Below are 25949 nucleotides of genomic sequence, written 5' to 3' on the forward strand. Positions count from 1 at the left end.
TGTTATTCTGGTTCATGCCAAACAAAACAGCCGAAACTTCCTCTCGAATGGAAGTGCGGGGGATCTTTTTCTTGCGGATGAGAGATCTGCATGGGGTGAATCGCTAAAGTGCGTAGGGTTGTTTCCTCAATCCGAATCCGTCAACTAACCTCGTAGGCCAAAAAAAGGAGACGATGTGAATATGAAACGCCTTGGTACGATTGCAATCGCGACTTTGGGATTGGGGTTTGCTCTTTCCGGCTTTTCAAACACAGCTTCTGCCGCGGCAGCGTATAATTGCCCACTGAAAGCAGGGGCGCCTAGCCAAGTGCAACAGCAGCAACAAGTCCAATGGTTCCCATATATCCTTCAAATGAAGCAATTCACACCACAATTTGGATATCAGCCAGTCATGCAACAGCCGGTGCAGCCGCAATACGCAGCTCCAGTCAAACAGCAGCCTGTACAGCAACAACCTGTACAACAACAGCCAGTTCAGCAACCGGTTCAACAGCAGCCTGCAGCTGCTCCGCAACCTGCAAATCAAGCCGATCAACAAGTTTCCTCTGTTGTGAAGCAAGTAGCTGATCTGGTGAACCAGGAGCGTGCAAAAGCGGGTCTGAAACCACTTCAGCTTGATGCTTCCCTGAACAAGGTCGCACAAGCAAAAGCGGTTGACATGTCCAACAACAACTACTTCGACCATACAAGCCCAACGTATGGATCTCCATTTGACATGATGAAGCAATTCGGCGTATCTTTTATGACCGCTGGGGAAAACATTGCAATGGGTCAACGTACAGCTGATGAAGTCATGAACCAATGGATGAACAGTGAAGGTCACCGTCAAAACATCATGAATCCTTCCTTCACCAAAATTGGTGTAGGCTTTGTGAATGGATATTGGGTGCAAGAATTCATCGGATAATGAAATGGTATGGGAAAGCCGAGACCTCAAGTGAGGGCCCGGCTTTTTTGGTTTTTGCTATTCCTGCTTGGATTGAGTGTCCGTGCATTGCTTAGACGTGCAGCCACAATCCTGTTCTTCCATGAGCGCTACATCTTTTTGATGCATCTCTTGCTTCGTCGGATAGGCAGATACTTGCTGCATTTCAGCATTCACATCGTTTTGCTGTGGCACGGGCTGCTCCTCCTCGCCTTGCAAGTAGTCATTGCTCTTTTAGTATACACCGCTCTTTGGCGTTCATTCTCCATGGGAAGAGGGAGCGTGAACCAATCAGTGATTACTGCAGACTGAGAATATGCTCCAAATCCTTCAGCGCTGCTGCAGCCGCTGCGACGGGATCTGATTTCCCGCCAATGACAAGCAGGTCACCCATGACATCCGTTTCCACTCGGATCGCTTTTGTCGTGCCTTTTACATTTGCAAACGGGTGCGCAGAGTCAACTGCCAGCAATTCCACAGAAGCCCGGAGCCCTTCCGGAGTGCGGCGAATACTCCCTATCAGCTTTGGTGTCTTACCGGATTGCTGCCATAGCTGGATTTGCTCACGGGTCACTTCTCGCACACTTGATTTCGCGATGTCTGAAAGTGTCAGCTGAGCCCCAAAAGCGGCGTTCGCCAAAATGGTTACTTTGCACGCAGTATCCCATCCATCCACATCAAACGACGGGTCCGGCTCCGCAATTCCCAGCTGCTGCGCCCTCGCAATCGCTTCCTCGCAAGAGATGCCTTCGTCCATCATGCTCGTCAGGACAAAGTTGGTCGTCCCTGTGAACACCCCTTCCACCGCCTGAATTTCACAACCCGCCAAATTGTACTGCAAAAGATCGATGGTCGGTAAGGCAGCCGCCGTCGCCCCGCTAATCTTGAGAGAGACACCATGCTGCTTCGCCAATGCGGACAGACCTGCATAATCAACAACCAGTGCCCCTTTGGACACCGCGATCGCATGCATGCCAGTTTCTAATGCATGCCGTATGTAAGCGAGTCCGGGCCCGCCCGTTTCAAATTGGGATGGTCCCGTTTCAATGAGGACGTCAGCTTGACAGGAACGGATAAAATCCGAACCGGAAAATGGCATATCCCCCGTTTTCTTTTCCGCAGCAAACGCCTCAAGCACTGAAGGCTGCAGCCCCTTCTCATCATAGACACCGTGAGTCGAACGAGCAGTTCCAACCAAAATCACTTCCATGCCATACTGCTTTCGATAGTGGTCCTGACGCAGCATCAATAATCTCGCTACTTGCTTCCCTACCGAGCCATACCCTGTAATCACTACTTTCCATTGTTTCATCCGTCATCCATCCTGTTGGCAATACGCTTATCGAACCAATCTCCTCTGGTGCATGAGTATTGGATTCGCGTCTTGTGGTTTTAGTTTCTTACCGTTTTTTGCAGAGTACAGCTCATCCACATAATCTATGAACAAGATTCCTTGCAGATGATCCATTTCATGCTGGATGCAACGTGCCAGGAAATCCTCTGCTTCCAATATGACCGTTTCTCCTGCCCGGTTGAGGGTCTGCACTTTTACATAAGTCGCACGTTTGACGATACCGACCACTCCGGGGATCGACAGGCACGCTTCGGGCCCTTCCTCCTCTCCGGATTTCTCCAGCAAAACGGGATTGATCAATTCGATGAGACCATCCCCGCAATCCATCACAATCAATTGCTTGGCGATACCGATTTGAATGGCGGAGAGTCCCGCACGCCCTTTATCTGCATAAATGGTTTGCGCCATGTCATTCAAAATCTTTTCCGTGTTCTGCGTGATGGAAGATATTGCTTTTGATCGCTCACGCAAGATCGGGTCACCCAAGCGAACGATTATCCTTTCAGCCATTTCAATTCCCTCCCGCACTGATTTTCCCACGATTTCACCGTAGCAAAGCCTCTCGAATCTGTCAAAGGGAAACCGAGCATATATCTGAAAAATCATCCCCAGCAAGGGTGACAAATGCATGTAGATGCGCTATCTTTATTGGTAAACGATACAGATGTTCCACTTGAAGAGGGAGGCTACCATGCACGCAATAGCATCACAGCTGAATGACACCATTCAGCGCGAAAATCCACATGTATACGAGATGTTGTCCAATCTGGCAAAGCTGATCTATTTCCCCAAGGAAGGTATTCTCAGCCAATCTGCCGAGGCCAAAGCAAAAGCGAAAAAATACAACGCAACCATTGGGATTGCTTTGGAAAACGGACAACCGATGCATCTGAAAGTCATTCAAGATACTTTGTCTGCTTACCAGCCTAAAGACATTTACGAATACGCTCCACCTGCCGGGAAACCAGAGCTGCGTGCCGCTTGGCGCAAAAAAATGATCGAAGAACAACCCTCGCTCGCGAATCATACCTTCAGCAACCCGATCGTGACCAACGCATTGACCCACGGTCTCAGCATCGTTGCTGACTTGTTCGCAGATGTGGGCGACAGCGTGATCATTCCAGATAAAAACTGGGAAAACTACGAGCTGACCTTCTCCATCCGTCGCGGTGCTGAGATTGTCAATTATCCACTATACAACGACAGCATGAAATTCAACGCTGCTGGACTTCGCGATGCAATCCTTGCACAAAAAGACAAAGGGAAAGCTATCGTCGTTTTGAACTTCCCAAACAACCCGACCGGATATACACCTGGCGCTGAAGAGGGTAAAGAAATCCTCGCCGCTCTCAAAGAAGGCGCGGATGCTGGCATCAACATCGTAGCCGTTACCGATGACGCCTATTTTGGTCTGTTCTTCGAAGATTCCATGCAAGAATCCTTGTTCGCTAACCTGTGCGGACTGCACCCTCGTGTGCTTCCGGTCAAAGTGGATGGAGCTACCAAAGAAGAATATGTGTGGGGCTTCCGTGTAGGCTTCATCACGTTTGCTGATTCTTCCAGCGAGCTGCTGAGCGCTCTGGAGCAAAAAACATTGGGTGTCATTCGCGCGACCATTTCCAGCGGTCCACATCCTTCTCAGACTTTTGTTTTGCATGCGCTCACTTCCCCGGAATTCCAAGCTCAAAAGCAGGAGAAGTTCGACATCATGAAAGGCCGCGCTAACCGTGTCAAACACATCCTGGACAGCGGCAAATTTGATGATGCGTGGGGCTACTACCCATTCAACTCCGGTTACTTCATGTGCCTGAAGCTCAAAACAGTTGATGCCGAAGCACTCCGCCAGCATCTTCTGGATCAATACAGGGTTGGTACGATTGCCCTTGGCGAAACAGACCTGCGTGTCGCCTTCTCTTGCATCGAAGAGAACGGGATCGACGAACTGTTCGACATGATTTACAGTGGTGTCAAAGATCTGGAAAAAGCTGCAGTAAAATAAAGGTATACCCAAAAAAGTCCGCACCCCTTTGCGAAGGGGCCGGACTTTTTTTACTACGCTCCCACCTTCCTACCGTTTCAAGGAACCCACGCTGATGATCTTGACTTCAGGAATGATATTGATTTTTGCCTGTGAGAATGCTCGTCCCCAGTCATCCTCTACCGTCCTCCACTGATCATACGCATAGGCGCGGGCGTATTTCCCCAGTCCGATCGGGTCTAGTTGGCGTTTTTGCAGCTTGGCCACCACGGCTTCCATCTTCTTTTTCATCTCGAGAGCAATGGCCTTTTCTAATCGGTCTTTTTCTTTGAGAGGATTTGCCTTGACCAGCACTTCCGTCAACACGATCTGGTGTTTGAAATGGAGATCAAACTGAAATTTGCCATCTTTCACGGAGGTTCGGTACTTATAATCGGTATAGTCTATAGAGAAGCTAATGTTCTTACTCTCTTCGTCTTTCCCTTGAAATGAATTGTCCATCATTTTCATGGTGATGAAAATCGGATGTTTGGTGTCCTGCTGCAGGATTAACAATTGGATGCTCTCAAGCTCGTCCAGCGACTCCATGTAATACCCTCGCTTATCGAGGAGAGCCGTACCCGCTATCTTTACCTTGTTTTCATTTAGTTTGATCTCGGTCAGATACGGGGTTATTCCCTTCTCGTAAAATTGATCGTAGACTTTTCGTGCAGTCGTATAGACCGAAGCTTCACTCTTGTGACCGGAACGAACCAGCTCTCGCAAATAGACGGGCAGCCGTGGCTTATCACGCACACTCACTCCCATCACTTTTTCAATGCTTTCGTCGGCCATGATCAGATCTACCTTGAGGGCGCTTTTCGTATCGCGAAAGATGACATCCAGCAAATCGAACAATCCCTTTTTCATCAATACTTTTTTCGAAACGATGAGATTCTGGACTTTGCCTGTTTCGACGAGTCCATTGGCTTCATCATCAAAGCGATCCCTGCCTTCGCGAAAGGATGAGGCATGCACATGAAGGATTTCCGTCTTTTCACGAGCTTCGGTCCGAAACACCGGGACTGCGGAATAAATATCCAGCTCTCCATCCTTTGTGATATCTACCCCGAGTGTCAAAATCAGCGTCAACTCATCCAGTCGATTTTGCCCGAAGCACCCCGTCAATAAAAGCATCACAGATAGGAGTGCACATCCTAGCCTTTTTGTCATGGATGCATCCTCGCTTTCGATCGGCCGATTGTCACCATGTACAGCCAGAGTAAGATCGGGAAGGCATACGCGACGTACATGCCGACCTCTCCCCCCCATTTTTGAATGGCTTGTACGTGATAAAACGTAGGATTATAAGCGAAAGCCAACAGAACGAAGCCTATCGACAGCCAGATGATAACCTGCCGGTGATTACGCTTTCCCAGCAGCTGACTCGTGCCGAAAGCAGCGGTAAAGTAATAAGGGATGCCAGTGGTTGAAATCAAAAACAAATAAAAGGCAGAGAATACGACTTCGATCCGTTCGATGAAAGGAAATTCGAGGGTCTCAAACAGGTCGAGTGTCGGCCAAATATATGTCGCTACCTGATAAGGGTTAAATTGTACATAGCATGCTATGGTGACAAGCAGGTACACGAACATGGTAATGCTATTCGCAACGATCAGCCCCGGTGCAGCATGCTTTTTGTTTTTCAAGAACGGATACAGGATAAACGCCAGTTCAAAGCCTAGGAACGATAAGATGGTCGTTTTCACACCTTTTAGCACAGGAAGCCATCCTTCTTTTAATACGGGGAGCAAGTGAATCCAATACCCCCCTCGCATCGACATAAAGAAAAGAGGAAGCATGATGATCATGCCGATCCCCACAAATTCTGCATACCGTCCAAGCATGCGGATCCCATGCTGGGCAAGCATGGCCTTGGGTATGATGAACAGGAGCATCAACAAATAGTTGGGAGTTTGCGGCAAAACCCAGGTCTGTGTGATGTGAATCGCGGCGTACAGGGTGATCATAAACACGAATAGGCTATATAGGATAAAAAGGATGGAAAGCAAAATGCCCAGCCATTTACCCAAATATCGGAGCAAGAGATCAAAAATCGATTCATTCGGGTGGCGCTTCATAATCTGCAGGATCATCAGTCCACCCACATTTGCCAGCACCCATCCGAGCACGATGGAGATCCAGCCATCCGTACTGGCTACCTCTGCCAAATCGGATGGCAGTGTGATGATTCCAATTCCAATCTGTACCTGCGAAATGAATAAGATGTACTGAAATGTAGTGACATCATTGAATTCGTTTGTTTTCATTATGCATCATCACTTCTATTGTTAGGATCTTGACGAATCAATTGCTTTGTCCGATTCGAAAAAGGACGCTTGATCAGACTCCAGATCGGCAATCGGACGAGATTGTCTCTCCATGCAACCGGGTGAAAAGGAGCAAAGGGGCTTCCATACGGTGTCCCCAATGAATCGAGGGTGATCAGATGAACAGTCAAGATCATCAGGCCGATCACGAGGCCGATAATTCCGAACATGTATGCCATCACCATCATCGGAAAGCGAAGAATCCGAGCAGCCGCTGATAGATCGGCATTCGGCATAATGAACGAAGCAATGGCCGTCGCGGCTACTACGATTACCATGACATTACTGACGATCCCTGCAGAGACTGCCGCTTGTCCGATTACGATACCTCCTACAATCCCTACCGTTTGTCCAATTTTGGATGGCAGTCGCAGACCAGCCTCTCGCAGCATTTCCAGTGTAATCTCCATGATGGTGGCTTCCAAAATGGGAGGAATGGGCACTCGTTCCCGAGACTCCCCGATCGAAAGAATTAAGCTGAGCGGAATGATTTCATAGTGAAAAGTAAGCGCAGCGATATATAGCGCTGGTAAAAAGATAGAGATCAAAAAACTGACAAATCGCAGCATCCTGATAAAGGAGGAAATGATCCAACGCATGCTGTAATCATCGGGGCTATGAAAAAACGAGGCCAGTGTCATCGGCCCAACCAGCACCCAAGGGGAATGGTCCGCGACAATGACGATTCTTCCCTGGAGGATATGGGAAGCAGCAGAATCAGGACGCTCTGTCGACAGGTATTGTGGGAAAGGGGTAAAGGAATTGGTCTCGATCAACTCCTCCAGCTCGCCGATGTTGATGATCGCATCAATGTTGATCTTGCTAAGCCTGTCTTCCAGCATTGCCACTATTTCACTGTTCATGACATCGCCCAAGTAGAGCAAAGCTACCTTTGTCTGGCTTCTTGCCCCGATCCGTGTCTCCTGAATCTTCAGCTCACCATCCGGAAGATATCGGCGAATCAAGGAAATGTTTTGTCCCAGCGACTCGACAAAGCTTTGCCGAGAAGCTTTTATCACGGTTTCTTTAACCGGTTCGCTCACGTCCCTCTGTGGCCATCCCGGGGTGTTCAGGACCAAGCACTGCGACTCTCCCTCCACAAAGAGGATGCTTTTCCCACTGAGGATTCCTTGCTGGACTTCAATCCAGGATGAAGTCGCCTGTTTTGACCCGATGGATACTTCCAGATTGTCCAAGCCAGTATAAGTGACGGTTTCGAATAACAAAGAGCGCAACACATTGTCATTAATGCTGTTTTTATCCACCATATTGTCCAAATAAGCCAACAGTGCGGAATGATTGGTTTGGTTGATCACAAATTTGGTCGCAATTAGATCCGGAGCATCTGAGAATAGGGAATGCAGCTTTTGCAAGCAAACGGACAGATCTGTGCTGATGAGTTCCTCGTCAGCCCCATTCATCTTGATCTTCAATCGATGATTCTTTCCGAGCCGTCTAAACTGATGTCTCATGACAATATCTCCTAGTAGCAGGAAGTACATTTCCGTTGCATTCTCCCATATCGTTTCCCGAAGTTACCAAAAGTATGAACGAATACCCGTCGTAGAAATCGGTTGGGTGGATCCAAATAAAAAAGCGCTTTGGCACTTGCCAAAACGCTCCTTTTCAACCTGCTTGCACCTCCCTTATTCCTCAAGGGAAAACGCCTGCTTTTTGATGTTCAAGGTCCCAATGTATATGGATACCAGCACGAACAGCATGCCCAACGCATGGAACCAAGTAAACGCTTCGTCCAAGAGCAGAACCGCGATCAGGGCGGCGCTAATGGGCATCATGCCGGTAAACAGGCCTGCTTTGGATGCCTCGACCTTTGCCACTCCTTTATACCATAGGAAGAAAGACAAGACGCTCGCGGTAACGGCGTAATAGACAACGAGCAGCCACACGCTTGCAGGCACACTTCCCCAATCGAAGCGAAGTCCTTCCATGATCGCAAGCGGAAGGAACAGTACAAAGCTGATTCCATTTATAGCCGTTGTCATTTGAAACGGTGTGATTCTGCCGGACAACCTCTTGGCAAAAATGGTGAACAGCGCTTCACTGATCACAGCGAGAAATACGAGTAGATTCCCGAGCACGCCGATGGCAGAAGTTTCCTGACTTTCACCCGTAAAGGTAATCAGCCCAATTCCGCTGACTGAGAGTAGGATTGCCCACATACTGTTTTGCTGCAGCTTTTCCTTGAGAATCCAGAAAGACAGCAACGCAATGCATGCCGGCACCGTGCTGGTAATGATCCCCGCAGAGGTAGCCGTGGTCCACTTTACGCCGTACAGCATGCAGATACTAAACAAAAAGACACCGAAAAAAGATTGCCAAAAAAGGACGGTTCCCTCTTCTCTGCTCCAGGATGACTTCCATTCGCCTCGCATGGACAACAGCGGAAGAAGGATCATCATCGCGATCACGAACCTCAGCTCGGAAAATAGAAAAACAGGGATATGTGAGACGATTTCCTTCCCGATGGAAATATTGATGCCTACCAAAGCCATGGATAAGGCTAGCTGGATATAGGCGAGCTGCATCGTTTCTGATCTCCTCTCTCTTCCTACGTTACCAGTAAATATTTTCCACCCAGAAAGAAAACCCTTCTTTTCTCAACCGGCATAGGGCAAATCTTTTGTTTGTCCAGACGATACCTTTCTTTTTTTCTCGGCAGCACCCACAATCCATGCTCCAAAAGGCAATTTGCCCAATCCATAGGAGATCGCGAATGAAAGGATCGAGCACAAGACAAAGGCAACGAGGCTTCCTGCCAAGCTGTTATGAAAGACCTGAAGCGCGTTCAATCCTTTCATCACGTACGTAAGCACCAGAGCGTGCATTAAATACGCCCCGTAGGAGTATTTGCCGAGCAGGGCAAACCATTTGCTCCCCTTCCACTTCCCGAGCCACAAGGCAGCTCCATATACGAGCAGAAGCTGTGCGACCGTGTACAAAAACATGGATGGCTTCAGAGAAGTCGCCACGTTCAGATTGATCATTCCATGGCCGGAATCCCGGAATAATTCGTAGCCGATGTAGACATACAAAAGAACGAAGCTTGTACAGATCCACAGCCACCTGCGCTGGATGGTCTGTCGAAAGGTCGCCAGCGTGACGGCGGCCAGTCCCCCCATGAGAAAGTAAAAAAAGTAATAGAATGCATTTCGATCCCGGTACTTGATCCAATACGTATCCAGCAGCGTCACATCAAAGCGAAATGCGTGAGCCGGAATGTACCGGGAGGAAAACCACATGAACCCTCCGTACAAGAGGCTCATCATTCCTATGGCAACCGTGAAACGAATCTTGCTGCTCGCCCATTTGCGGAGAGCACGAAACACTGACTGCCAAAGCGGATACAACAGATAAAATTGAAAGATCATGACCACGAACCAAAGATGATAAGACGCCGTACCTGTCAAGAAGCTTTTCATCATGACCCAAAGAGGATCTTTCCCTCCCCACGGATTGGGCTGCAAGGCGAGGTAGACAGCGGTCCATATGGTATAGGGGATCAGGATTTCCACTACTCTTTTCCGAATGAAGGTCGGATAGGATATTCGGTCGTAGTAATTATAAAATAGGACGAGCCCCGTCATGAATATGAAAGCAGGTACAGCAAATTTCAGGAAGTGAAACAGCATGCCGTACATGATCGCGGTGTGCTCATCTATCCCAGGCTTTCTCATGTAGATGCCTATGACATGCTGATAGACAACGGCCAGAAAAGCAAAGGAGCGAATCAAATCAAGTTCGGCAATTCGTTCTTTTCGGGTCATTTCAAAAATCCCAAACCTTTCCATTATTATTCGATTTTGGTTTTCCTTTTTCATCTTACCCTTCCGTTTTCCCATCGACAAGTCTATCACAAAAGAAAAGCCGATGCCCGTAGGCAACAGCTCCCTTTTGAATCGTTCGGGTTCTATTTTCCTCGCGAGGAGCCTACCCCTTTTGGAGGCTCCGCTCTCTTTTTGAATCGCAGTCGAGCAATCACCCACAGCAAGAGTGGGACCATGGTATAGATCGAGGTGGTCTGCACCCCTGCGAGGAGCTGGATAAATGATGAGAGCTGGGACAGGTTTGGGGCCGTCCAAAAGCTGAAGACGACCAATAAAAAGCCAATCGGTAGGACGATAGGACGATAATCATCTAGACGCAGCCATTGAGCGGTCCCCAATGCCAATGCATAAAAGAAAACAGAAATCTTGATAAAGGCCCCTGTCACCCATGTCGCCATCACGACGGCATCGATGTTCTCAAAAAAATCGGCATAGCTGATCATCTGGATCGCCGTATAGAACGGGTACGTCATAAACGACACCTCATTTCCCAAAACCAACAGGCTTGAGCTATTGATCGCCGTTAATGCGAGCATGGCTGAGACGACAGTGAGCGTTCCTGTACGCATCCCCTTCTCCTCATCTGCTCGAAATGGCAGAAGGAACGAAAACAGGATGACTTCGCTAAACCAGCCTTGTGGAGTCACCGCCCCTTTTAAAGCTGGCATGATGCCGTGCTCAAACATGGGGAAAAGATGCTCCGCTTTCATGAATGGGATCATCAGTACGAGCAAGATCCCGTAGAGGAGCACAACGGTAGGCACAAATACTTGCGCAGCTCGGGCGAGCACTTCCACTCCTGCGCGAATCGTGATGGCACAGATGAAAACGATACTGCCTATCACCGCAAGCAAAGGGGTCTGATGGAGGAAGGAGCCGACAACGAATTCACCGTACTGTCGGATGATATTGCCGTTCGTGTAGAGCAAATCAAAGAGAACCAGAAAACTGGTTATTTTCCCAAGAAACGATCCTATGATTTTGTCGCTGTACTCGACAATGCTCTGTCCAGGAAATGACTTATGCAGCTGAAACACAAGATACACGGTCAGAAAACCTGTCAGGGAAGCGATCATGGGAGAGAGCCACATGTCACGACCTGCCTGACGTGAGGTTGTGGCAGGAACCAGCAAGTCAGCGGTCGCCACGATAACCGGAAACACCAATATCCCTATTTGAGCCGCCGATAAGTACGGTCTATCCTTCATTCTTGCTCACCCGAATATGCATCAAATTTTAAAAGGGAAGAAAAAGGCTTATAGATGCGAAGGAGGACCTGTGTCGCACCCGGCAAAGCAGGGTTGTGAACCAGAAGGATCGCAATAAACCAGCTCGCAAACAAGATGGTCGTGTAGGCAGCCTTCGTTTTCCAATGACTGGCCCGCAGCACCGGCCATTCATACCAAGTCATGAGGAATGCTACCAGCGATATGCCTACGATGGCTCCCCATCTCATCTTTCCTTTACCTCGGATTCCGGGATGCCTGCCGGGATCGTAGCCAAACCAGGACGTCTAATGTGCGAGGTTACTTTCAAGTCTACTGCGATGGTGGGAAACACTTCTCCCCACTTGTCTTTGACTTCCGCAAATTCTTTTGGGTACTTCCGATGGAATTGGGTCGCAAACCCGAAAATATCCACTTTCATCTCATGCTGCACTTTCTGCAAGGTTGCCTGGATGCGAGCCTCGATGTCTTTTCCCAGTGCCACTTGCATGATGTGCATCAAAGAGGGGTTCACCAGGTTGAGATTGGTACCATTTTGAATGAGATCCCCTTCTGTTTCGATTTTGACCACCATTTTCCATTTTCCGTTTTCAATCACCGGATAGAGCTTGGTGGACTCGCGTAAGGGGTTTAACGAGACGAAGCCTTTCACATTCTTCGCCTTGACGGTCACTGTTGTCGAAGAGATCTCATTTCGTAACCACATCACACCGCGTGTATCCCGCTCAGAGAGCTGACCAATCATTTTACCCTCTTTAAAGACGGCACTTCCATACAAATACGGGATGGCTGTTACAGGTCCTTTCGTTTCAGGTGATTGCTGCAGATTGATCATGGGAAGAACGGCTGCCTTGGAGGAGCTCATCAGCATTTTCAAAAGCTGAATCAAAGTCACATCCATCCCCACATGAAGTCCAGACAATTCATGGACCACTACCGCCGAGTATCTCTCCAATTCCGGCGTGACCTTCAGCAAATCCACAGCTTTCCCTTTGCTTACGTAAAGGAAGGCACGGTTCCTCGGTTCAGGGTGGCGCGCCAAATAATCGACGAATTCCTTGATCCCTTCTCTCGCGAGCTCTTCCCCGTAGATATACACCTTACAGTGTCCCCAGAAGATCATTCTCGGAATTTTCATCTGGATTTTGGACATCGCATCCGCTATATTGGCTCCTTTCTCTGTCTGCACGAGCGTCACGCTTTTCAACCCGCCTCCCTGCGTGGCACCGCCGCCACCGAGCGTTCGAGGTATGAATACCTGGATCGAGAGCTCGATTTCCTTGTTCTCAGCCTTGTCGATCGCGGCTGCCGTTACGATAGCGACATCGTTCACCTCGATCCTGTCCCAGCAGCCGCTGAGCAGTAGGCTGCACATGATGATCCATACAAGCATTCGCTTTACCATGTGGCACCACGCTCCGCCTTTATCTGCTGGATGGGCCAAACGATGCTTTGTACGCCGCGAGCGTACAAAGCGAGCTCGGGGGGATCGGTTAAAGAGATGTGCTGGTGGGACAAGCTGTTTTGCTCGATTTGCAAGACGGCTTTTTGCAGCCGCCACGGCTCGTGGTACACATTCGCTCCATGGAGCCGTTTCGTTCTCATGCATTCACAAAACAGCGTGTATCTTTCCGTCAGCCAGTTTTCCAACGTCCCCCCCTTTGCCTGGAAGACGTCTGAATCTGGACCATAGACAGCAGAAAATTGCTTCGCTTGCGCCTGGCTTCCTGCCCTTTTCGACTGAATCGTTACGCCTTCCCGATTTAAGCGAAAGTCCATGGATGCCTGGTAGTAGGGGAGTCGATACCACCTTTTTGCTATCGTCGTAATCAACGGATTCGAGGCATCAAGCGAAAGAAAGTAGATCCCCGATTTTCCTGAAGCCTTGACATAGGTACGCACATTAATTTCAGGAAAAGAAGTGGTGTAGGGAATAGGCGGCAAGCAGCGCAGGCGTACCCCTGTCATCCTGAAGGGAATGATGCTGATCCATCCAACGCCCTCATAGGTATCAATCTCAAGCGAATGCGGGACCAGTGGACGAATAAGGGCAGGCGGGACGGCCCAATGAGCAAAGAGCAGATGCTCCCATGTCTGCGTCATGATCCACCCCTTATGGTTCGTGCGATTGTTGATCGATTGGACCTTCGGATGAATAGGAATCACCCCTTTCTGTGCCCTTACTCACGGCTATCTGTACTCGTTTGCTTCACTTTGGGCTGAAAAGCGAGCGGAACCTGCGTTACCTTGCTGGTCGTCTCATCCAGTGCGATCAAATCATCTGCCGTGACCTCTTTCAGTGACGTTTTCCCCAGCGCGAGAATCGCGATTTCAAATTCCTCTGCGAAGGCGAAAAAGAAGTTCGCCAAATGAGTCGCAGCCTTTTCCGCATCAAACTGATCTTTCAATGAGCCTGGATACCAGGTGAGCTCAGTGGGTGGCTCCCACGGGATGGCCTTGGTGACTTGATCGTGCGTCATTGCCCATACAATGGCCGTTCCCATGAAGATGCCGTCAGCTCCCAGAGCCAACGCTTTCAGACACTCCCCTGGCGTCGCGTAACCGCCCCCGGACAAAAGGGTAATTCGGTCTTTGACTCCCCGTTCGTTCAAATAGCGAACGGCGCGAGAGAGTGCATAAATCGTGGGCAGACCAAAGTCATCCTCCAGAATAGGAGGACTTCCTTTTGTCCCGGCTTGTCCTCCATCAATGCTGATAAAGTCGACACCAGCCTGAATGGCGATTTCCATGTCTTCCTCCAAAACAGAGCTGGCGCATATCTTTACGCCAATGGGGACACCCCCGTGATCGTGCGAAGCTTTTCCACAAGCTTTGGAAGATCCTCCGGCTTTTGGACTTCTGGATGCAGGGAGGGTATGACGACGAATTCCTCTCCTTCCACTCCCATGATTTGACTCGCTCGCCCCTGGATGTACTCCGCCGGTATGAAACTGGCAGATCCGGCTGAAGCCCCTGTCCAAAATGGATTTCAATCGCATCTGCTTGTCTCAAGGTCTCCGGCTCTTTTGCCCATTTCCCTGAGCTGTACTGCAGGATAAGGTGTTTGGCATACTGTCTCTCTTCCGGCAGCAAAGGTCCTTCCCCTGTGTTGGTGAGGGTCCCTGCGGCAGCGGTTCCTTTGGCAATGGCGATCTTTACGTTCTCGCTGATTCCGATCCCGTATCCCATCGCCCCTGACATAATCGGCAAATCCAACTTCAGTGGTTTCTTTGCCATGGGACCGATGACAATACTGAGGTCCACCTCCGCATCTTCGGGTGCCGGCATTCTCGCGAGCTGGGCGGGAGAAAATATGAGTCCATCAAAGGTGAGAACCTTTCGGGAGCTGCCAAACGGACGTTCAATGACTTGACCCGACGCTGCTCTCAGGCTGTTTTCCAACACGATCTGCGGGTGAATTTTTCGCATGGCGGAAATCATCTCGAACACATTCTCCGGATAACGGTCATCCATCAGACGTTTCATGAATCGGCCGAGGAGCCATTGTGTCAACGGGCGAAACAAGAAGAACATCAGCACCCCGATGCACAAACTAGCAAGTAGCGTGCCCGCGAAAGAGCCAATCAGGAAGGGAAGCCATTTTCCATTCATGTGTTACTCCCCCTTTTCATCCGTTTTCATGCTACCTCCTCACTTAGACTGCCCAAAATTGGAAATACGAACCCCATCCATGCCGGTTACTCGGTTTTCACTTCTTCCTGTGGAATTCCAGCCGGGGCAGAGATTAATCCCGGACGCCGTATAGCCACTCTGACGTCTGTCTTCACTTCCAATTGCGAAAAGATTTCGTCCCAACGGTCTTTGGCTTGTTCCCATTCCTTTGGATATTTGCGATGAAAGGCGGCCGCAAATTTAACCACGTCTGTTCGTAATTCATGCTGCAACACATCCAGGGCCATCTTCATTCGTTCATCGATATCCTTTTGCACAGACGTCTGAAGCATGGCCACATACTTCGGGTTCATCAGATTCAGCTGAGTACCGTTTTCGACCACATCCCCTTCTGAGTCTACTTTTACTAGCATGGACCATTTGCCATTCTCAATCTTCGGCAGCAGTGTCGTTTTCGTGCGAGTCGGGCTTACAGATACGATTCCTTTCTCGTCTTTGATCCGAACTGTGATCGCTGCCTTTTGCATCTCGTCGCGAAGCCACAGCAACCCCCGTGTCGCTGTCGGTGAAACCTTGCCGATCAATTTGTCTCGTTTCAGGATGGCTGTCCCTGCCATGATTCCTCTGATCTGGATGTCTTCTGGACTTTTCAGATTCTTACCGTCCTCGATCATCGGAATGGCGACAGCTTCTGCCTCACTTCTCAGCATGTTCCGGTAATCGACCAACGTGACTGCCATGGCGATATGAAGGTTCGCATACTCTCGGAGTGATTCTGCCGTAGACCGCTCCAATGCCGGTGTGATGGTAAGCATATCGAGCCCTTTCCCTTTTGAAACATATAAAAATGATCGATTCCGCGGCTCCGGGTGACGAACGAGAAAGTCTATATGATCCGCGAGGCCATGCTTGGCAGCCTCTTCCCCGAATAAATAAACTTTGCAATGTCCCCAGAAGATTTTTCTGGGGATTTTGGTTTGGAGCTTGGACATCGCATCAGCAATATTGATGCCTTCACTGCTGCGCATCATGGTCAACTTTCCTTCCCCACCCCCTACACTTCCTCCTCCGGCGCCGCTTCCCCCCAATGCTCGGGGGATGAATACCTGTACGCTGAGCAACACCTTGTTCTTTCCTTCCATATCGATGGACGCGGCTGTGATGATCGCCAAGTCGTTGATCTCCGTTCGATCCCAGCACCCCGTCAAAAGAATGGTACACAACCCGAGTACGATCCAGTTTGCCCTCATCCGGAATCCACTCCCCTGACTTTGCTCCTTTTTCTAGAAAAGAAGGAGAAAAGCAAAAGAATGCCCGGCATGATAACGAAAAAGAGAGACAAGTAAAAAGGAACCACTCGTATGTTCCACTCTGATAATGTCGCAAAGTTCGGCAGTCCCCAAAAGCTGAACAGAACGGTGAGCCACCCTATGGGGAGGGCGACTAGGCGATAATTGGACAGCTGAAGCCATTGGGCCGTCCCAAGCACGGACGCATACAGGAAAATCGAGACCTTTATGAACACCCCTATGACCCATATCGCCATAACCCCGGACTCCAGATTTTCAAAAAAATCTGCGACGCTGATGTATCTAGCCACATCCATGATGGGAAACATGAGCGTTTTGGACACGTCACCCATTAAAAACCAGGTCGTGAGATTCGCAACGATCATGGTGATCATTGACGCAAAGACCGTGATCATGGCAGCTCTCTTCCCATTTTTCCGATCATCCAGAAAGGGAAGCAGAAAGGATAACAGAAATGCTTCGGAAAACCACGCCTGTGGGAGTATGGCCGCCTCGAACGTTGGAATCAGGCCATTTTCGAGCACAGGGAAAATGCTTTGCGGTTCCATATCTTTTAGGACGAGAAGGATCATTACGACCAATGGAGCGACAAACAAGGGGAAAAAAACTTGTGCGGAACGAGCCAGCACTTCAATCCCCCCCTGGACTGCATAGACACAAACCATCACCAGGACCGCACTCACGATAATGGTCGGCGTGTCTCTCAAAAATAAAGTAATGAACTCCGTGTATTCCCGAACGATGCAGCCATTGATCTGCACCAGGATGAACAAATACAAAAATCCGATGACCTTTCCGGCTGCCACCCCTACAATTTGCTCGCTCTGCTGGATGATGCTGAGCTTTGGAAAACGTTTGTGCAGGTGACAGGCAATGAACACCGCTAGAAAGCCCATGAGGGAAGCCCAGATGGGAGAGATCCACAAGTCGTTGGATGCTCGCTTTGCCATGATGCTCGGCCCTATAATCATGGCAGTTGACATGATGGTCGAATACAGGATCATCGCTGCTTGCGTACCCGATATTTTTCCCTGTTCTAGCACAGCTCTCCCTCCTGGTGCAACGAGTCATGGATTACGGCCTTATGACTTGTGAACGACTCTGTTGTCGTTTCCGCAACGAACCGACAAGCAAGAGAAGCAACGGCAGTACTGTCAGAATGGACGGGCCATAGAATGGAAAAGCATACATATCGAATTGGAGCCCTGTATCGAAATCAGGATAGGACCAAAAGCTGAAAAGACCAATTAATAATCCAAAAGGCAGGACCAAATAACGGTATTCACTCGCCCTCATCCATTGACCTGCCCCCATCACAGTCACGTAATAGAAAACCGAGATCTTGACAAACATGCCCAAAATCCAGATCGCCATAATCAGCGATTCCATGTTCTCAAAAAATTCGGCAACGCTAATATACCGAAACGCTACCATAACGGGAAAAAGGAAATCCCCCACCTGCTTTCCCAGCACAAACAGAATGAACAGGTTGATCATCGTGAGAAGCATGGTGATGCCAAATACGGTCAGAAATCCTGAGCGCATACCTTTTTCCACATCTTTCACATAAGGCAGGAAGAAAGACATGATAAACATTTCGCTGAACCACCCGCCTGGTACCAAGGCGCCTTTTAGGGAAGGCAATACGCCATGCTCCAGGACCGGAAACAAGTAATCCAGCTTCATATCCCCCAGAAGGAGCGGCATAAAGAATACGGGTATTAAGAAAACTGGGAAAAACAATTGCGCTGTTCTCCCCACCACTTCAACACCACCCGTTACGGCGAAAGCACAAACACCAATCATACTGATGACGATGACACTGACTGGCGTACGGTGGAGAAAATTCGCCACAATGAACTCCGCGTAGCTGCGAACAATGAAGCCCGTCAGATGCAAATAGAAAAAGATCATGAGGAAACCGATCACTTTGCCACCTAGACGCCCCAATATTTCTTCACTGTACTGGATGGCTGATTTTTGCGGGTACAGGCGATGCAAGCGTATGGCAGTCCAGACCGTAATCACCCCGATGAACGCTGCCCAGATCGGAGATAGCCAGAGATCATTCCTGGCGTATTTACCGGTGATGCCAGGAATCCACATCACTCCTGAAGCCACAACAGCGAGGAACATCATCATGCCCATTTGTGACGCTGATATTTTCCCACGTTCCAGCATTTGCTCACCCGCTCCTGTCCATTACTCTGGGAAGATCCACAACGGCTTAAGGATTGATTGCACGATAGTCGTAGGGCCAGGCAAGTTGGGAAGGTCAAACATGGAGAGGACCCAGGAGATCGTCACGAGGGTGAGGAACACCCATTTGTCCTTTTTCGTCAGCTTCTTGACTCTTGGCCACTCGTACAAGATCAACACCACAGCCAAAGCTGTCATGCTAAGAATCAGTCCCCATTTCATGATGACTCCCCTCCTTTTGTCGGTCCTGGTTTTAATCCCGATGCTTGTCTATACGTATTCGGTTCTCCGGTTAAATGCGGACGTGTGTCCATCATCCACCAAGGCGCACGAATAAGTGTGTCCTTTAATTCCCCCACCTTCAAAGGGCCGATCGGACTCAGGTATGGCACACCGAACGATCGCAGGGAACATAAGTGGACCACCACTAAAATAATTCCAAGCATAATCCCTAGCAAACCGAGTGTTCCCGCGAGCAGCATCATGGGAAAACGCAGAATCCTTATGGAAATACCCGCAATGTAGTGGGGAATCATGAAGGAGGCAATTCCTGTGATGGCGACGACAATGACCATCGGTGCAGATATGAGCCCTGCCTGTACCGCTGCTTGCCCGATCACCAGCGCTCCGACAATACTGACTGCCGCACCTATCTGCTTGGGCAACCGGACTCCTGCTTCGCGCAAAGCTTCGAATGTGATTTCCATGAGCATGGCTTCCACTAGCGCCGGGAAGGGTACCGCTTCACGCGAGGAAGCCATGCTGATGAGAAGAGAGGTGGGCACCATTTCATGATGATAGGTGATAAGGGCAACGTACAAAGAAGGCAGCACTAACGACATCGAAGTAAACAGATAGCGAAGCCAACGAATCGCTGTACCGGCTATCGAGCGTTGGTAGTAATCCTCGCTGGATTGAAGCAGCGAAAACAAGGTAGTCGGTGCGATCAGGACAAAGGGTGTACCGTCTACAATGATTGCGATGCGACCTTCGAGCAGATTCCCGCAGACGACATCCGGGCGTTCCGTGCTCAATATTTGGGGAAACGGCGACGCTGGTTGATCCTCAATCATTTCTTCGATATAGGAACTTTCCAAGATCCCGTCCATATCGATCCGATCTAGCCGGGAGTTTACTTCCGTGATTAATGACGGGTCGACCACCCCCTCGATATAGGCAACTACGACGTAGGTCTTTGTCAATCCCCCAACCTGCTTGCGCTCCATCTTGAGCGCAGGCGTCTTGATCAGTCTTCGCAATAAAGAAGTGTTGACTCCGATGGATTCCGTGAAGCCTTCCCTCGGCCCGCGGACCACTCCCTCGGCCGCTGGTTCTTCGATCGACCGCTTTTCCCACTTCGGCAATCCGATGGAGATGGCCAGCTCCTGCTGGTCGATGAGCAGGACCGGGTATCCGCAGGAGATCGATTCCACGCAAGCCTCTACCGAATTGATATCATGCCATTTTGAAACTGGAATCGCTCTTTGCAAAAAATCGTTCGTACTCATCTCGATGTTGCCTCTGCCAGCCATGAGAGGGGCGAGGACTCTGGCATCCAGCTCCTCGATGTTTGCCAGCCCATCGATGTATATTAATAGGGCGGGTGTGGTACCGAAGATCAGAAACGATCGGAAAACAATATCCGAGCAATTGGTATAGAGGGAGCGCAGGAGTTCTTCTGTTTGTGCCAGGTTTTTACCGAGCAAGGTTTGCGTGGGAGCTTGCTGCTGATTGATTCTGCCCTTGTTCCTTCTCCACCACTTTCGGGCATTTCCCGCCACTTTTTCTCCCCCCTTCTGAAGCCGATCCAAGTTAAGGAAATTTTGCCCAAGGAATACCACTTTTATCCACGGCCGGACTTTGTCTGGATTGCTCTCTATTGCCGCTCCAAAATGAAATGGTGAGATTTGGGTTGCAAATTTGGACGCAAATTGATTCCGATGATTCCCCTGGGTATCGTTCTGACTGACAGCGGCTTCTGTGACGGCTAGGCTTCACAAGAACTCCATTATGCCTGCATATAACGAAAAAAGCCTGTAGAGAATGACAACTCTACAGGCTCAAGTTTTTTGGGGCCAGACGGGATCGACGTTATCCCGAACCTGGATCCATTCTCCTCATAGGCACGAGGGACGCGTACGTAAAGCACCGCCAAACCCATTCGGCTGGGCCGAAGCGATACCGAGAGAGCCACCATCTGCTGGCCGCGATCTGCAGCGGGTAAACGATCAAACAAATCAACAAGCCTGCCCCCATGCCAGCTTCCCCGTACAGATGAAAAATACGAACAATCCCCACCGAAATCAATGTTTGCCCCAAATAATTCGTCAAGGCCATCCGTCCCACAGGCTCGAGATGCCTGAGCAGGCTGCGGCCCCTTTTCGTTTCATACAAAAGCAGCAATGAACTCATATAAAAGCCGCACAATGTCAAGCCGCTCCACTCGACAAACACTTGCACAGACACGGATGCTGGCGCTGGAAAACGCACCCAATCGCCATGCAAGAGCGGAATCATCGAGACGAGAACAGCACTTAATACGAGAAGTACCCACCACAGTCGTTTGATCACGGGTAGATACTCCTGTGCCCGTTGAAGCACCCCGCGTCTCTCCAGGTAAAAGCCAATGAGAAAGAGCGGCAAGATTGACCAAATGGCAAACCATTCGTTTTCCATCAGCAGCGGCAGCTCGTTCGTGAGGCGAAAAGACAACCAGTCCGACCAGGTACCGAAGTTGTATACCTCGCTCGCTTGAACCGCCAATAGAGGGGACACTGCGTTCACTGCCTCCGCAGAATCTTCCGGAGTGAACAGTGTGATGGCGTAGAGAGATTGAAGGCTAATCACAAGCAGCCACGTCCATCGGAGAACAGCTCTATCACTCGCCCGATAAAAGAAAATCAAAAGCAATCCCGTCAAGGCGTAGGTATGTAAAATATCTCCGTACCATAAAAAGAAAAGATGGGCTAAGCCAAACATCAAGAGCCCAACCAGTCTTCTCATATAGAGAGAGCGTACGGCAAACCCTTTTTGTTCCGCTCGACTCATAAACAAGGAAAAGCCTGCACCAAACAATATTGAGAAAATGGTGTAGAACTTGGTCTGTACAAACATATCGAACAGAAGACGAATCCAATCATCCAAGCGGGTATGCCCAGCAGGCAAACCATTCTCGGGAAGAAATAACGCAGGCTGCAAGAACGTCGGCATATTGACTAAAAAAATCCCAAACAAGGCGAAACCGCGAATCACATCCAGTTGGCGAATCCGATCTCCCTCAGCTACAGGAGCTGCTTTCACACTCTACCTCCTTTTTTTTGGGCCATCGACATCGTTTGATGCCAGCATACCAAAAAATGAATGCAAGTGCAGTCACAAATGGACCATATCAAACCAATGCCAGCCCTTCCTTCCGGCACAATAGGCTCTTCCTATTGTTGTACCTTCACAGAAAAAGCCAGGTGCCACACGACTGATACGTGTAACAACTGGCTTCCTATTTGCTGGGAACTGACGATCAAGTGGTCCCTTTTTTGTATGCCGCAGCTGTCTTTCGCCCAAAATCCAAGAGCATTCCCATGCAACCTGCCACCAGAGCAGGCATGATCCATCCAGCTCCTTCTGCTTGGAAAGGCAGAACATTGAGCCATGAGTCCCAAACGTGGTCCATGAATGTACTGTTAATCATGTCGATGACACCGAAGATGGCGACGATATACACCGTCGTCGCATACACGCTCGAAGACTCTGGAAGCAGCCTGCCCATTAGCGCCAAGACGATCAGTACGATCGCAACTGGATAAATAGCACCCAAAATCGGAACGGAAACGCTCAAAATCTGAGTCAGACCCAGATTGGCAATCGCCATGCTAAGCAGACACAAGATCGTAACCCACACCCGATATGACAGACTGCCAAATAGCCCTTGAAAGTATTGACTGCAGGACGTGACGAGCCCGATAGACACACATAAGCAAGCTACGGTGAACACAGCACCAAGGATGATAGTACCACTCTCGCCAAATAGATGCTCCATGAGGCTCGTCAAAATTTGGGCGCCATTCTCCGCCGCGCCCAGAAAAGCGCTCCGAGATCCAAGGCTTCCTAAAATGACATAGATGATTGTGAGGAGGATACCGGCACCCAGACCGGCCATAATCATATACTTCGATAACGCCTTTTGGTCGCTTACCCCTTTACTTCGCAAGGTGTTGGCAATCACAATGCCGAAGACAAGAGCAGCAAGCGCGTCCATCGTTAGGTACCCGTCCAAAAAGCCTTGAAGGACTGGATGATCCGCGTACTTTTCCACCGGCTCGGTAAGTGAGCCCATTGGCGTGATCAAGCTTTTAAGAAAAATAACCGCGATCAAGATCAGCAAAGTCGGTGTCAGCCATTTACCAAAACGATCGACCAGCTTTGAAGGCGATAAGCTCAGCCAAAAGACAAGACCAAAAAATACAATCGTATAGAGCAAAAGACTAAGTGGAGATTGCATCCACGTTTCGGGAATGAACGGACCCATCCCCATTTCAAAAGCCAAGCTGCCTGCCCGGGGTATCGCTAACCCCGGACCAATCGAGACGTAGATCAAGAATGGAAAGATCAGGGCAAAGAGGGGATGCACACGGGTCGCCAAATCATGAAACGTCCCTGCTTTGGCAATCGCCACTACCCCCAAGATAGGCAAACCGACAGCGGATAAGATGAAGCCTGTGAGGGATATCCAGACATTTGCCCCAGCGGATTGCCCTAAAAATGGTGGAAAGATGAGGTTGCCTGCACCAAAAAACATGGAAAAAAGCATAAAACTAAGTAAGATAACTTCGCGCTTTGATAGCCTTATCATTGACGATCATACATCCTCCCATCATAATGAGAGGCATTCTATCAATATTTCTTAACAGATGCTAGTCATCCAATCATATTCGCAATTGCAAAATCATTGTAAGTTTTCATTTTCCATGACACGTTTCAGCCATTCGTCAACGAGTGCGGTAAATAAGCCACTCTGCTCGGTCTGCAGATTGTGACCTGCCCGGTCGAGGACCGCAATGCTGGCACGCGGGTATTGTTCCAATATGGCCCATACATCCTGATAGCCTGTCACATGATCCTGTCTGCCTGTTAAAAACAGGACAGGCTTGTCAAACGGTACTGGCTCTCCCCATTCAAAAGAAAATTCGTATCGTTTGCTTATCTTTTGCAAAAAATCAGGATCTGCTATTTGAAGCCCAGGCAGAATCTCTTTTTCAAATCGCTCCCAGTTGTACCGATCCTGCACAACAGACAAAGGTGTAAATCTACTTTGTTGTTCAGGAGTAAGCGAAGCCACAAATTCTTTGTCCTGAGCGATGACTGCTGGCATAGGCAAAATGCGTTTGGCAGCGATTGGTTCAACAAGGGGGCAAATGAACAGCATGCCCGCTACCCTCTCTGGCTGTCTGGCTGCAATGGCTCTGATCAAATATCCCCCGTATGATTCCCCCGCCAGTAAATACCTTCCCTCAGGAATCATTTTCTCTATGAACCTTTCCACCACTTCAAGCATGTGATCTGATCCCTTTATCCATTCTTCTCCCTTGGTTTGTCCCATCCCAGGCAAATCCAAATAAATCCGTCGCCATCCCGGTTGATTCTCGAAAACAGGTTCCAGGCATCCTGTCATCAATCGATGGTCCGGCGTAAATCCGTGGATCATCACGATCGGAAAGCCTTCCCCGTGAGTCTCATAGTAAACTGAAACATTTCCCAAATCGCAGAACATACCTGACCACCCCATCCAAGAACGTACGTTCCTATATTTTCTTTCAGTTTATCTGTTTTAGCAGAAAAAGGAAAGAATTTTTTCTCACACCCTCCATCCAAATGAAAAAACCACCTGCGCCCGAACAAGTCCGTAGTCCGTACGACAAGTGGTCCATTTTGCGTTAATGTTTTTGCATGGCGATAATTTTGCGGTAGAAGGTTTGATCCTTCAGCTGGCGAAACAGTGAAAGGGACGGGCGGAAGTTTGCCTCAATGATCCACGGCTTCCCTTCTATATCAATGCCCATGTCCAGACCGATCGCCCGCAGGGTCGGATATGCTTTTCCGAGCTCATTGGCAGCGGCCAAAGCGACTTCAGAGATCTCCTCCTCCAAATCCTCCGAGGCAGAAATGTTAGACAAACGGATGGCGGTCTTAAGAGGGAGGACTTTCCCTCGGCTTCGGGCGACGTTGGTCACGACAAAGCCTGGACCTGCCAATTTGGCTACCCACCCCGTCACGATCCAGGGAGAATTTTTTCCCGTACGCTGCACCATTACCCGAACGTCGAATGGTCTTCCATCGATCTTGCCCAGCGGAATAAGCGGCTGCAATAAATAGGGCTTTGGCCGAAACAGAGATTTGACATACTCGACAGTCTTCGTCCGACCTTCTACAATGCGTTTGGCACTCCCCGCGTGAACGAGATAGCGATTCTCCCCTCGATCCGTAAGCTGAATAATGCCTGCCCCTCCTCCGCCACCAGAAGGCTTCAGCATGACTTTTTGATAATCCTCTACATATTCCCACAGCGTTTCTGGAGTAAACTGCCGTGTGGCGGGCAGGTAATCGCGCAAAAACTCGCTTTTTACCAGGTGTTGATGTTTACTCCATTTCCCGACATTTGGCGGTTTTCTCACGTTTACTCCCCATTCGTAATAAGATGGTGCTCTTCTATCTTGGTGATGCTGTTATGTTCGTCAACAAAAACGACTCTCGGGACCAATTTGACTGCTTCTTCTTCCTCGTACATTCCCATGCTGAGGATGATGACCAAATCGCCAGGCTGGAACAAATGAGCAGGAGGACCATTCAAGCAAATCTTCCCGCTTCCTTCTGGAGCAGGCAAAGCGTATGTTTTCCACCGGGTGGCATTGCGCAGACTGGTAACCTGAACGATTTCATACGGCATGATGTCTGCTGCTTTTAGAAGAAGGGCATCGATCGTGATGCTGCCCACGTAATCAAGCTCTGCCTGCGTCACCGTCGCACGATGTATTTTTCCTTTGCACATGTGTCGTTGCATAACGGATCCTTCCTTTCCAAACCGATGACACCAGTCTATGTGGAAACGGCTGTCCG

Annotated in this window: 24 protein-coding genes, 1 pseudogene and 1 riboswitch; of the genes and pseudogenes, 2 read left to right on the top strand and 23 right to left on the bottom strand. The window is 49.4% G+C overall.

Annotation, left to right across the window (positions count from 1 at the left end; translation table 11 throughout):
• Positions 1-18: 18 nt before the first annotated feature.
• A riboswitch (cyclic di-AMP (ydaO/yuaA leader) is annotated at positions 19-174 on the top strand.
• A 7-nt stretch (positions 175-181) separates the two neighbouring features.
• The gene (locus tag JNE38_RS15525; RefSeq protein ID WP_203357361.1) at positions 182-907 is read left to right on the top strand and encodes a CAP domain-containing protein; all 726 of its coding nucleotides are present in this window, start codon (positions 182-184) and stop codon (positions 905-907) included.
• Positions 908-964: 57 nt separating this feature from the next.
• On the opposite strand, the gene JNE38_RS15530 is transcribed toward JNE38_RS15525, so the two are convergent.
• The 3 genes from JNE38_RS15530 to def form a co-directional block, all read right to left on the bottom strand.
• Positions 965-1120, bottom strand: a complete 156-nt coding sequence (locus JNE38_RS15530) for a hypothetical protein (RefSeq protein WP_203357362.1) — start codon at positions 1118-1120, stop codon at positions 965-967.
• A 103-nt stretch (positions 1121-1223) separates the two neighbouring features.
• Complete coding sequence (locus tag JNE38_RS15535) at positions 1224-2237, bottom strand: homoserine dehydrogenase (protein ID WP_203357363.1); 1014 nt, start codon at positions 2235-2237, stop codon at positions 1224-1226.
• A gap of 27 nt (positions 2238-2264) precedes the next feature.
• Complete coding sequence (def, locus tag JNE38_RS15540; protein WP_203357364.1) at positions 2265-2789, bottom strand: peptide deformylase; 525 nt, start codon at positions 2787-2789, stop codon at positions 2265-2267.
• 181 nt (positions 2790-2970) lie between these two features.
• On the opposite strand from def, the gene JNE38_RS15545 reads away from it, so the two are divergent.
• On the top strand, positions 2971-4278 hold the full coding sequence (locus JNE38_RS15545) for an aminotransferase class I/II-fold pyridoxal phosphate-dependent enzyme (RefSeq protein ID WP_203357365.1): 1308 nt from the start codon (positions 2971-2973) through the stop codon (positions 4276-4278).
• Positions 4279-4347: 69 nt separating this feature from the next.
• Here the strand turns inward: JNE38_RS15545 and JNE38_RS15550 are convergent, their stop codons facing one another.
• From JNE38_RS15550 to panD, 20 genes and pseudogenes are all read right to left on the bottom strand, one after another.
• Positions 4348-5469 (bottom strand): Ger(x)C family spore germination protein, encoded by a 1122-nt coding sequence (locus tag JNE38_RS15550; protein WP_203357366.1) that lies wholly within the window; start codon positions 5467-5469, stop codon positions 4348-4350.
• The gene (locus JNE38_RS15555) at positions 5466-6566 is read right to left on the bottom strand and encodes a GerAB/ArcD/ProY family transporter (protein WP_203357367.1); all 1101 of its coding nucleotides are present in this window, start codon (positions 6564-6566) and stop codon (positions 5466-5468) included. Before JNE38_RS15555 ends, JNE38_RS15550 begins: the two co-directional genes overlap by 4 nt.
• The gene (locus JNE38_RS15560; RefSeq protein ID WP_238933687.1) at positions 6566-8098 is read right to left on the bottom strand and encodes a spore germination protein; all 1533 of its coding nucleotides are present in this window, start codon (positions 8096-8098) and stop codon (positions 6566-6568) included. Before JNE38_RS15560 ends, JNE38_RS15555 begins: the two co-directional genes overlap by 1 nt.
• 174 nt (positions 8099-8272) lie before the next feature.
• Positions 8273-9172: a DMT family transporter gene (locus JNE38_RS15565; RefSeq protein ID WP_203254593.1), complete on the bottom strand. Its 900-nt coding sequence runs from the start codon at positions 9170-9172 to the stop codon at positions 8273-8275.
• A 72-nt stretch (positions 9173-9244) separates the two neighbouring features.
• Complete coding sequence (locus tag JNE38_RS15570; protein WP_203254594.1) at positions 9245-10411, bottom strand: acyltransferase; 1167 nt, start codon at positions 10409-10411, stop codon at positions 9245-9247.
• Between the two features lie 143 nt (positions 10412-10554).
• Positions 10555-11679: a GerAB/ArcD/ProY family transporter gene (locus JNE38_RS15575; protein ID WP_203254595.1), complete on the bottom strand. Its 1125-nt coding sequence runs from the start codon at positions 11677-11679 to the stop codon at positions 10555-10557.
• The gene (locus JNE38_RS15580) at positions 11676-11927 is read right to left on the bottom strand and encodes a hypothetical protein (RefSeq protein WP_203254596.1); all 252 of its coding nucleotides are present in this window, start codon (positions 11925-11927) and stop codon (positions 11676-11678) included. Before JNE38_RS15580 ends, JNE38_RS15575 begins: the two co-directional genes overlap by 4 nt.
• Positions 11924-13102 (bottom strand): Ger(x)C family spore germination protein, encoded by a 1179-nt coding sequence (locus JNE38_RS15585; protein ID WP_238933335.1) that lies wholly within the window; start codon positions 13100-13102, stop codon positions 11924-11926. Before JNE38_RS15585 ends, JNE38_RS15580 begins: the two co-directional genes overlap by 4 nt.
• On the bottom strand, positions 13096-13800 hold the full coding sequence (locus tag JNE38_RS15590; RefSeq protein ID WP_203254597.1) for a YqjF family protein: 705 nt from the start codon (positions 13798-13800) through the stop codon (positions 13096-13098). Before JNE38_RS15590 ends, JNE38_RS15585 begins: the two co-directional genes overlap by 7 nt.
• A gap of 77 nt (positions 13801-13877) precedes the next feature.
• Positions 13878-15309: pseudogene (locus tag JNE38_RS15595) on the bottom strand (FMN-binding glutamate synthase family protein).
• Positions 15310-15395: 86 nt separating this feature from the next.
• Positions 15396-16580, bottom strand: coding sequence for a Ger(x)C family spore germination protein (locus JNE38_RS15600; RefSeq protein ID WP_203254598.1), 1185 nt, complete (start codon positions 16578-16580; stop codon positions 15396-15398).
• On the bottom strand, positions 16577-17683 hold the full coding sequence (locus tag JNE38_RS15605; protein ID WP_203254599.1) for a GerAB/ArcD/ProY family transporter: 1107 nt from the start codon (positions 17681-17683) through the stop codon (positions 16577-16579). Before JNE38_RS15605 ends, JNE38_RS15600 begins: the two co-directional genes overlap by 4 nt.
• 31 nt (positions 17684-17714) lie before the next feature.
• Positions 17715-18821, bottom strand: a complete 1107-nt coding sequence (locus JNE38_RS15610; RefSeq protein WP_203254600.1) for a GerAB/ArcD/ProY family transporter — start codon at positions 18819-18821, stop codon at positions 17715-17717.
• Between the two features lie 21 nt (positions 18822-18842).
• Positions 18843-19061 (bottom strand): hypothetical protein, encoded by a 219-nt coding sequence (locus JNE38_RS15615; protein WP_203254601.1) that lies wholly within the window; start codon positions 19059-19061, stop codon positions 18843-18845.
• Positions 19058-20620 (bottom strand): spore germination protein, encoded by a 1563-nt coding sequence (locus JNE38_RS15620; RefSeq protein ID WP_203254602.1) that lies wholly within the window; start codon positions 20618-20620, stop codon positions 19058-19060. The genes JNE38_RS15615 and JNE38_RS15620 overlap by 4 nt, the downstream gene beginning before the upstream one ends.
• Before the next feature lie 310 nt (positions 20621-20930).
• Entirely contained in the window at positions 20931-22139 is a 1209-nt protein-coding gene (locus tag JNE38_RS15625; protein WP_203254603.1) for a DUF418 domain-containing protein, read from the bottom strand.
• A 217-nt stretch (positions 22140-22356) separates the two neighbouring features.
• Complete coding sequence (brnQ, locus tag JNE38_RS15630) at positions 22357-23688, bottom strand: branched-chain amino acid transport system II carrier protein (RefSeq protein WP_203254604.1); 1332 nt, start codon at positions 23686-23688, stop codon at positions 22357-22359.
• 93 nt (positions 23689-23781) lie between these two features.
• A complete protein-coding gene (locus JNE38_RS15635; RefSeq protein WP_203254605.1) occupies positions 23782-24606 on the bottom strand; it encodes an alpha/beta fold hydrolase in 825 nt (274 codons plus the stop codon).
• A 163-nt stretch (positions 24607-24769) separates the two neighbouring features.
• Positions 24770-25507, bottom strand: a complete 738-nt coding sequence (locus JNE38_RS15640) for a YheC/YheD family protein (RefSeq protein ID WP_203254606.1) — start codon at positions 25505-25507, stop codon at positions 24770-24772.
• 2 nt (positions 25508-25509) lie between these two features.
• Positions 25510-25893, bottom strand: a complete 384-nt coding sequence (gene panD, locus JNE38_RS15645) for an aspartate 1-decarboxylase (protein WP_203254607.1) — start codon at positions 25891-25893, stop codon at positions 25510-25512.
• Positions 25894-25949: the final 56 nt, after the last annotated feature.

The sequence above is a fragment of the Brevibacillus choshinensis genome, assembly GCF_016811915.1.
In the GTDB taxonomy this organism is placed as follows: Bacteria; Bacillota; Bacilli; order Brevibacillales; family Brevibacillaceae; genus Brevibacillus; species Brevibacillus choshinensis_A.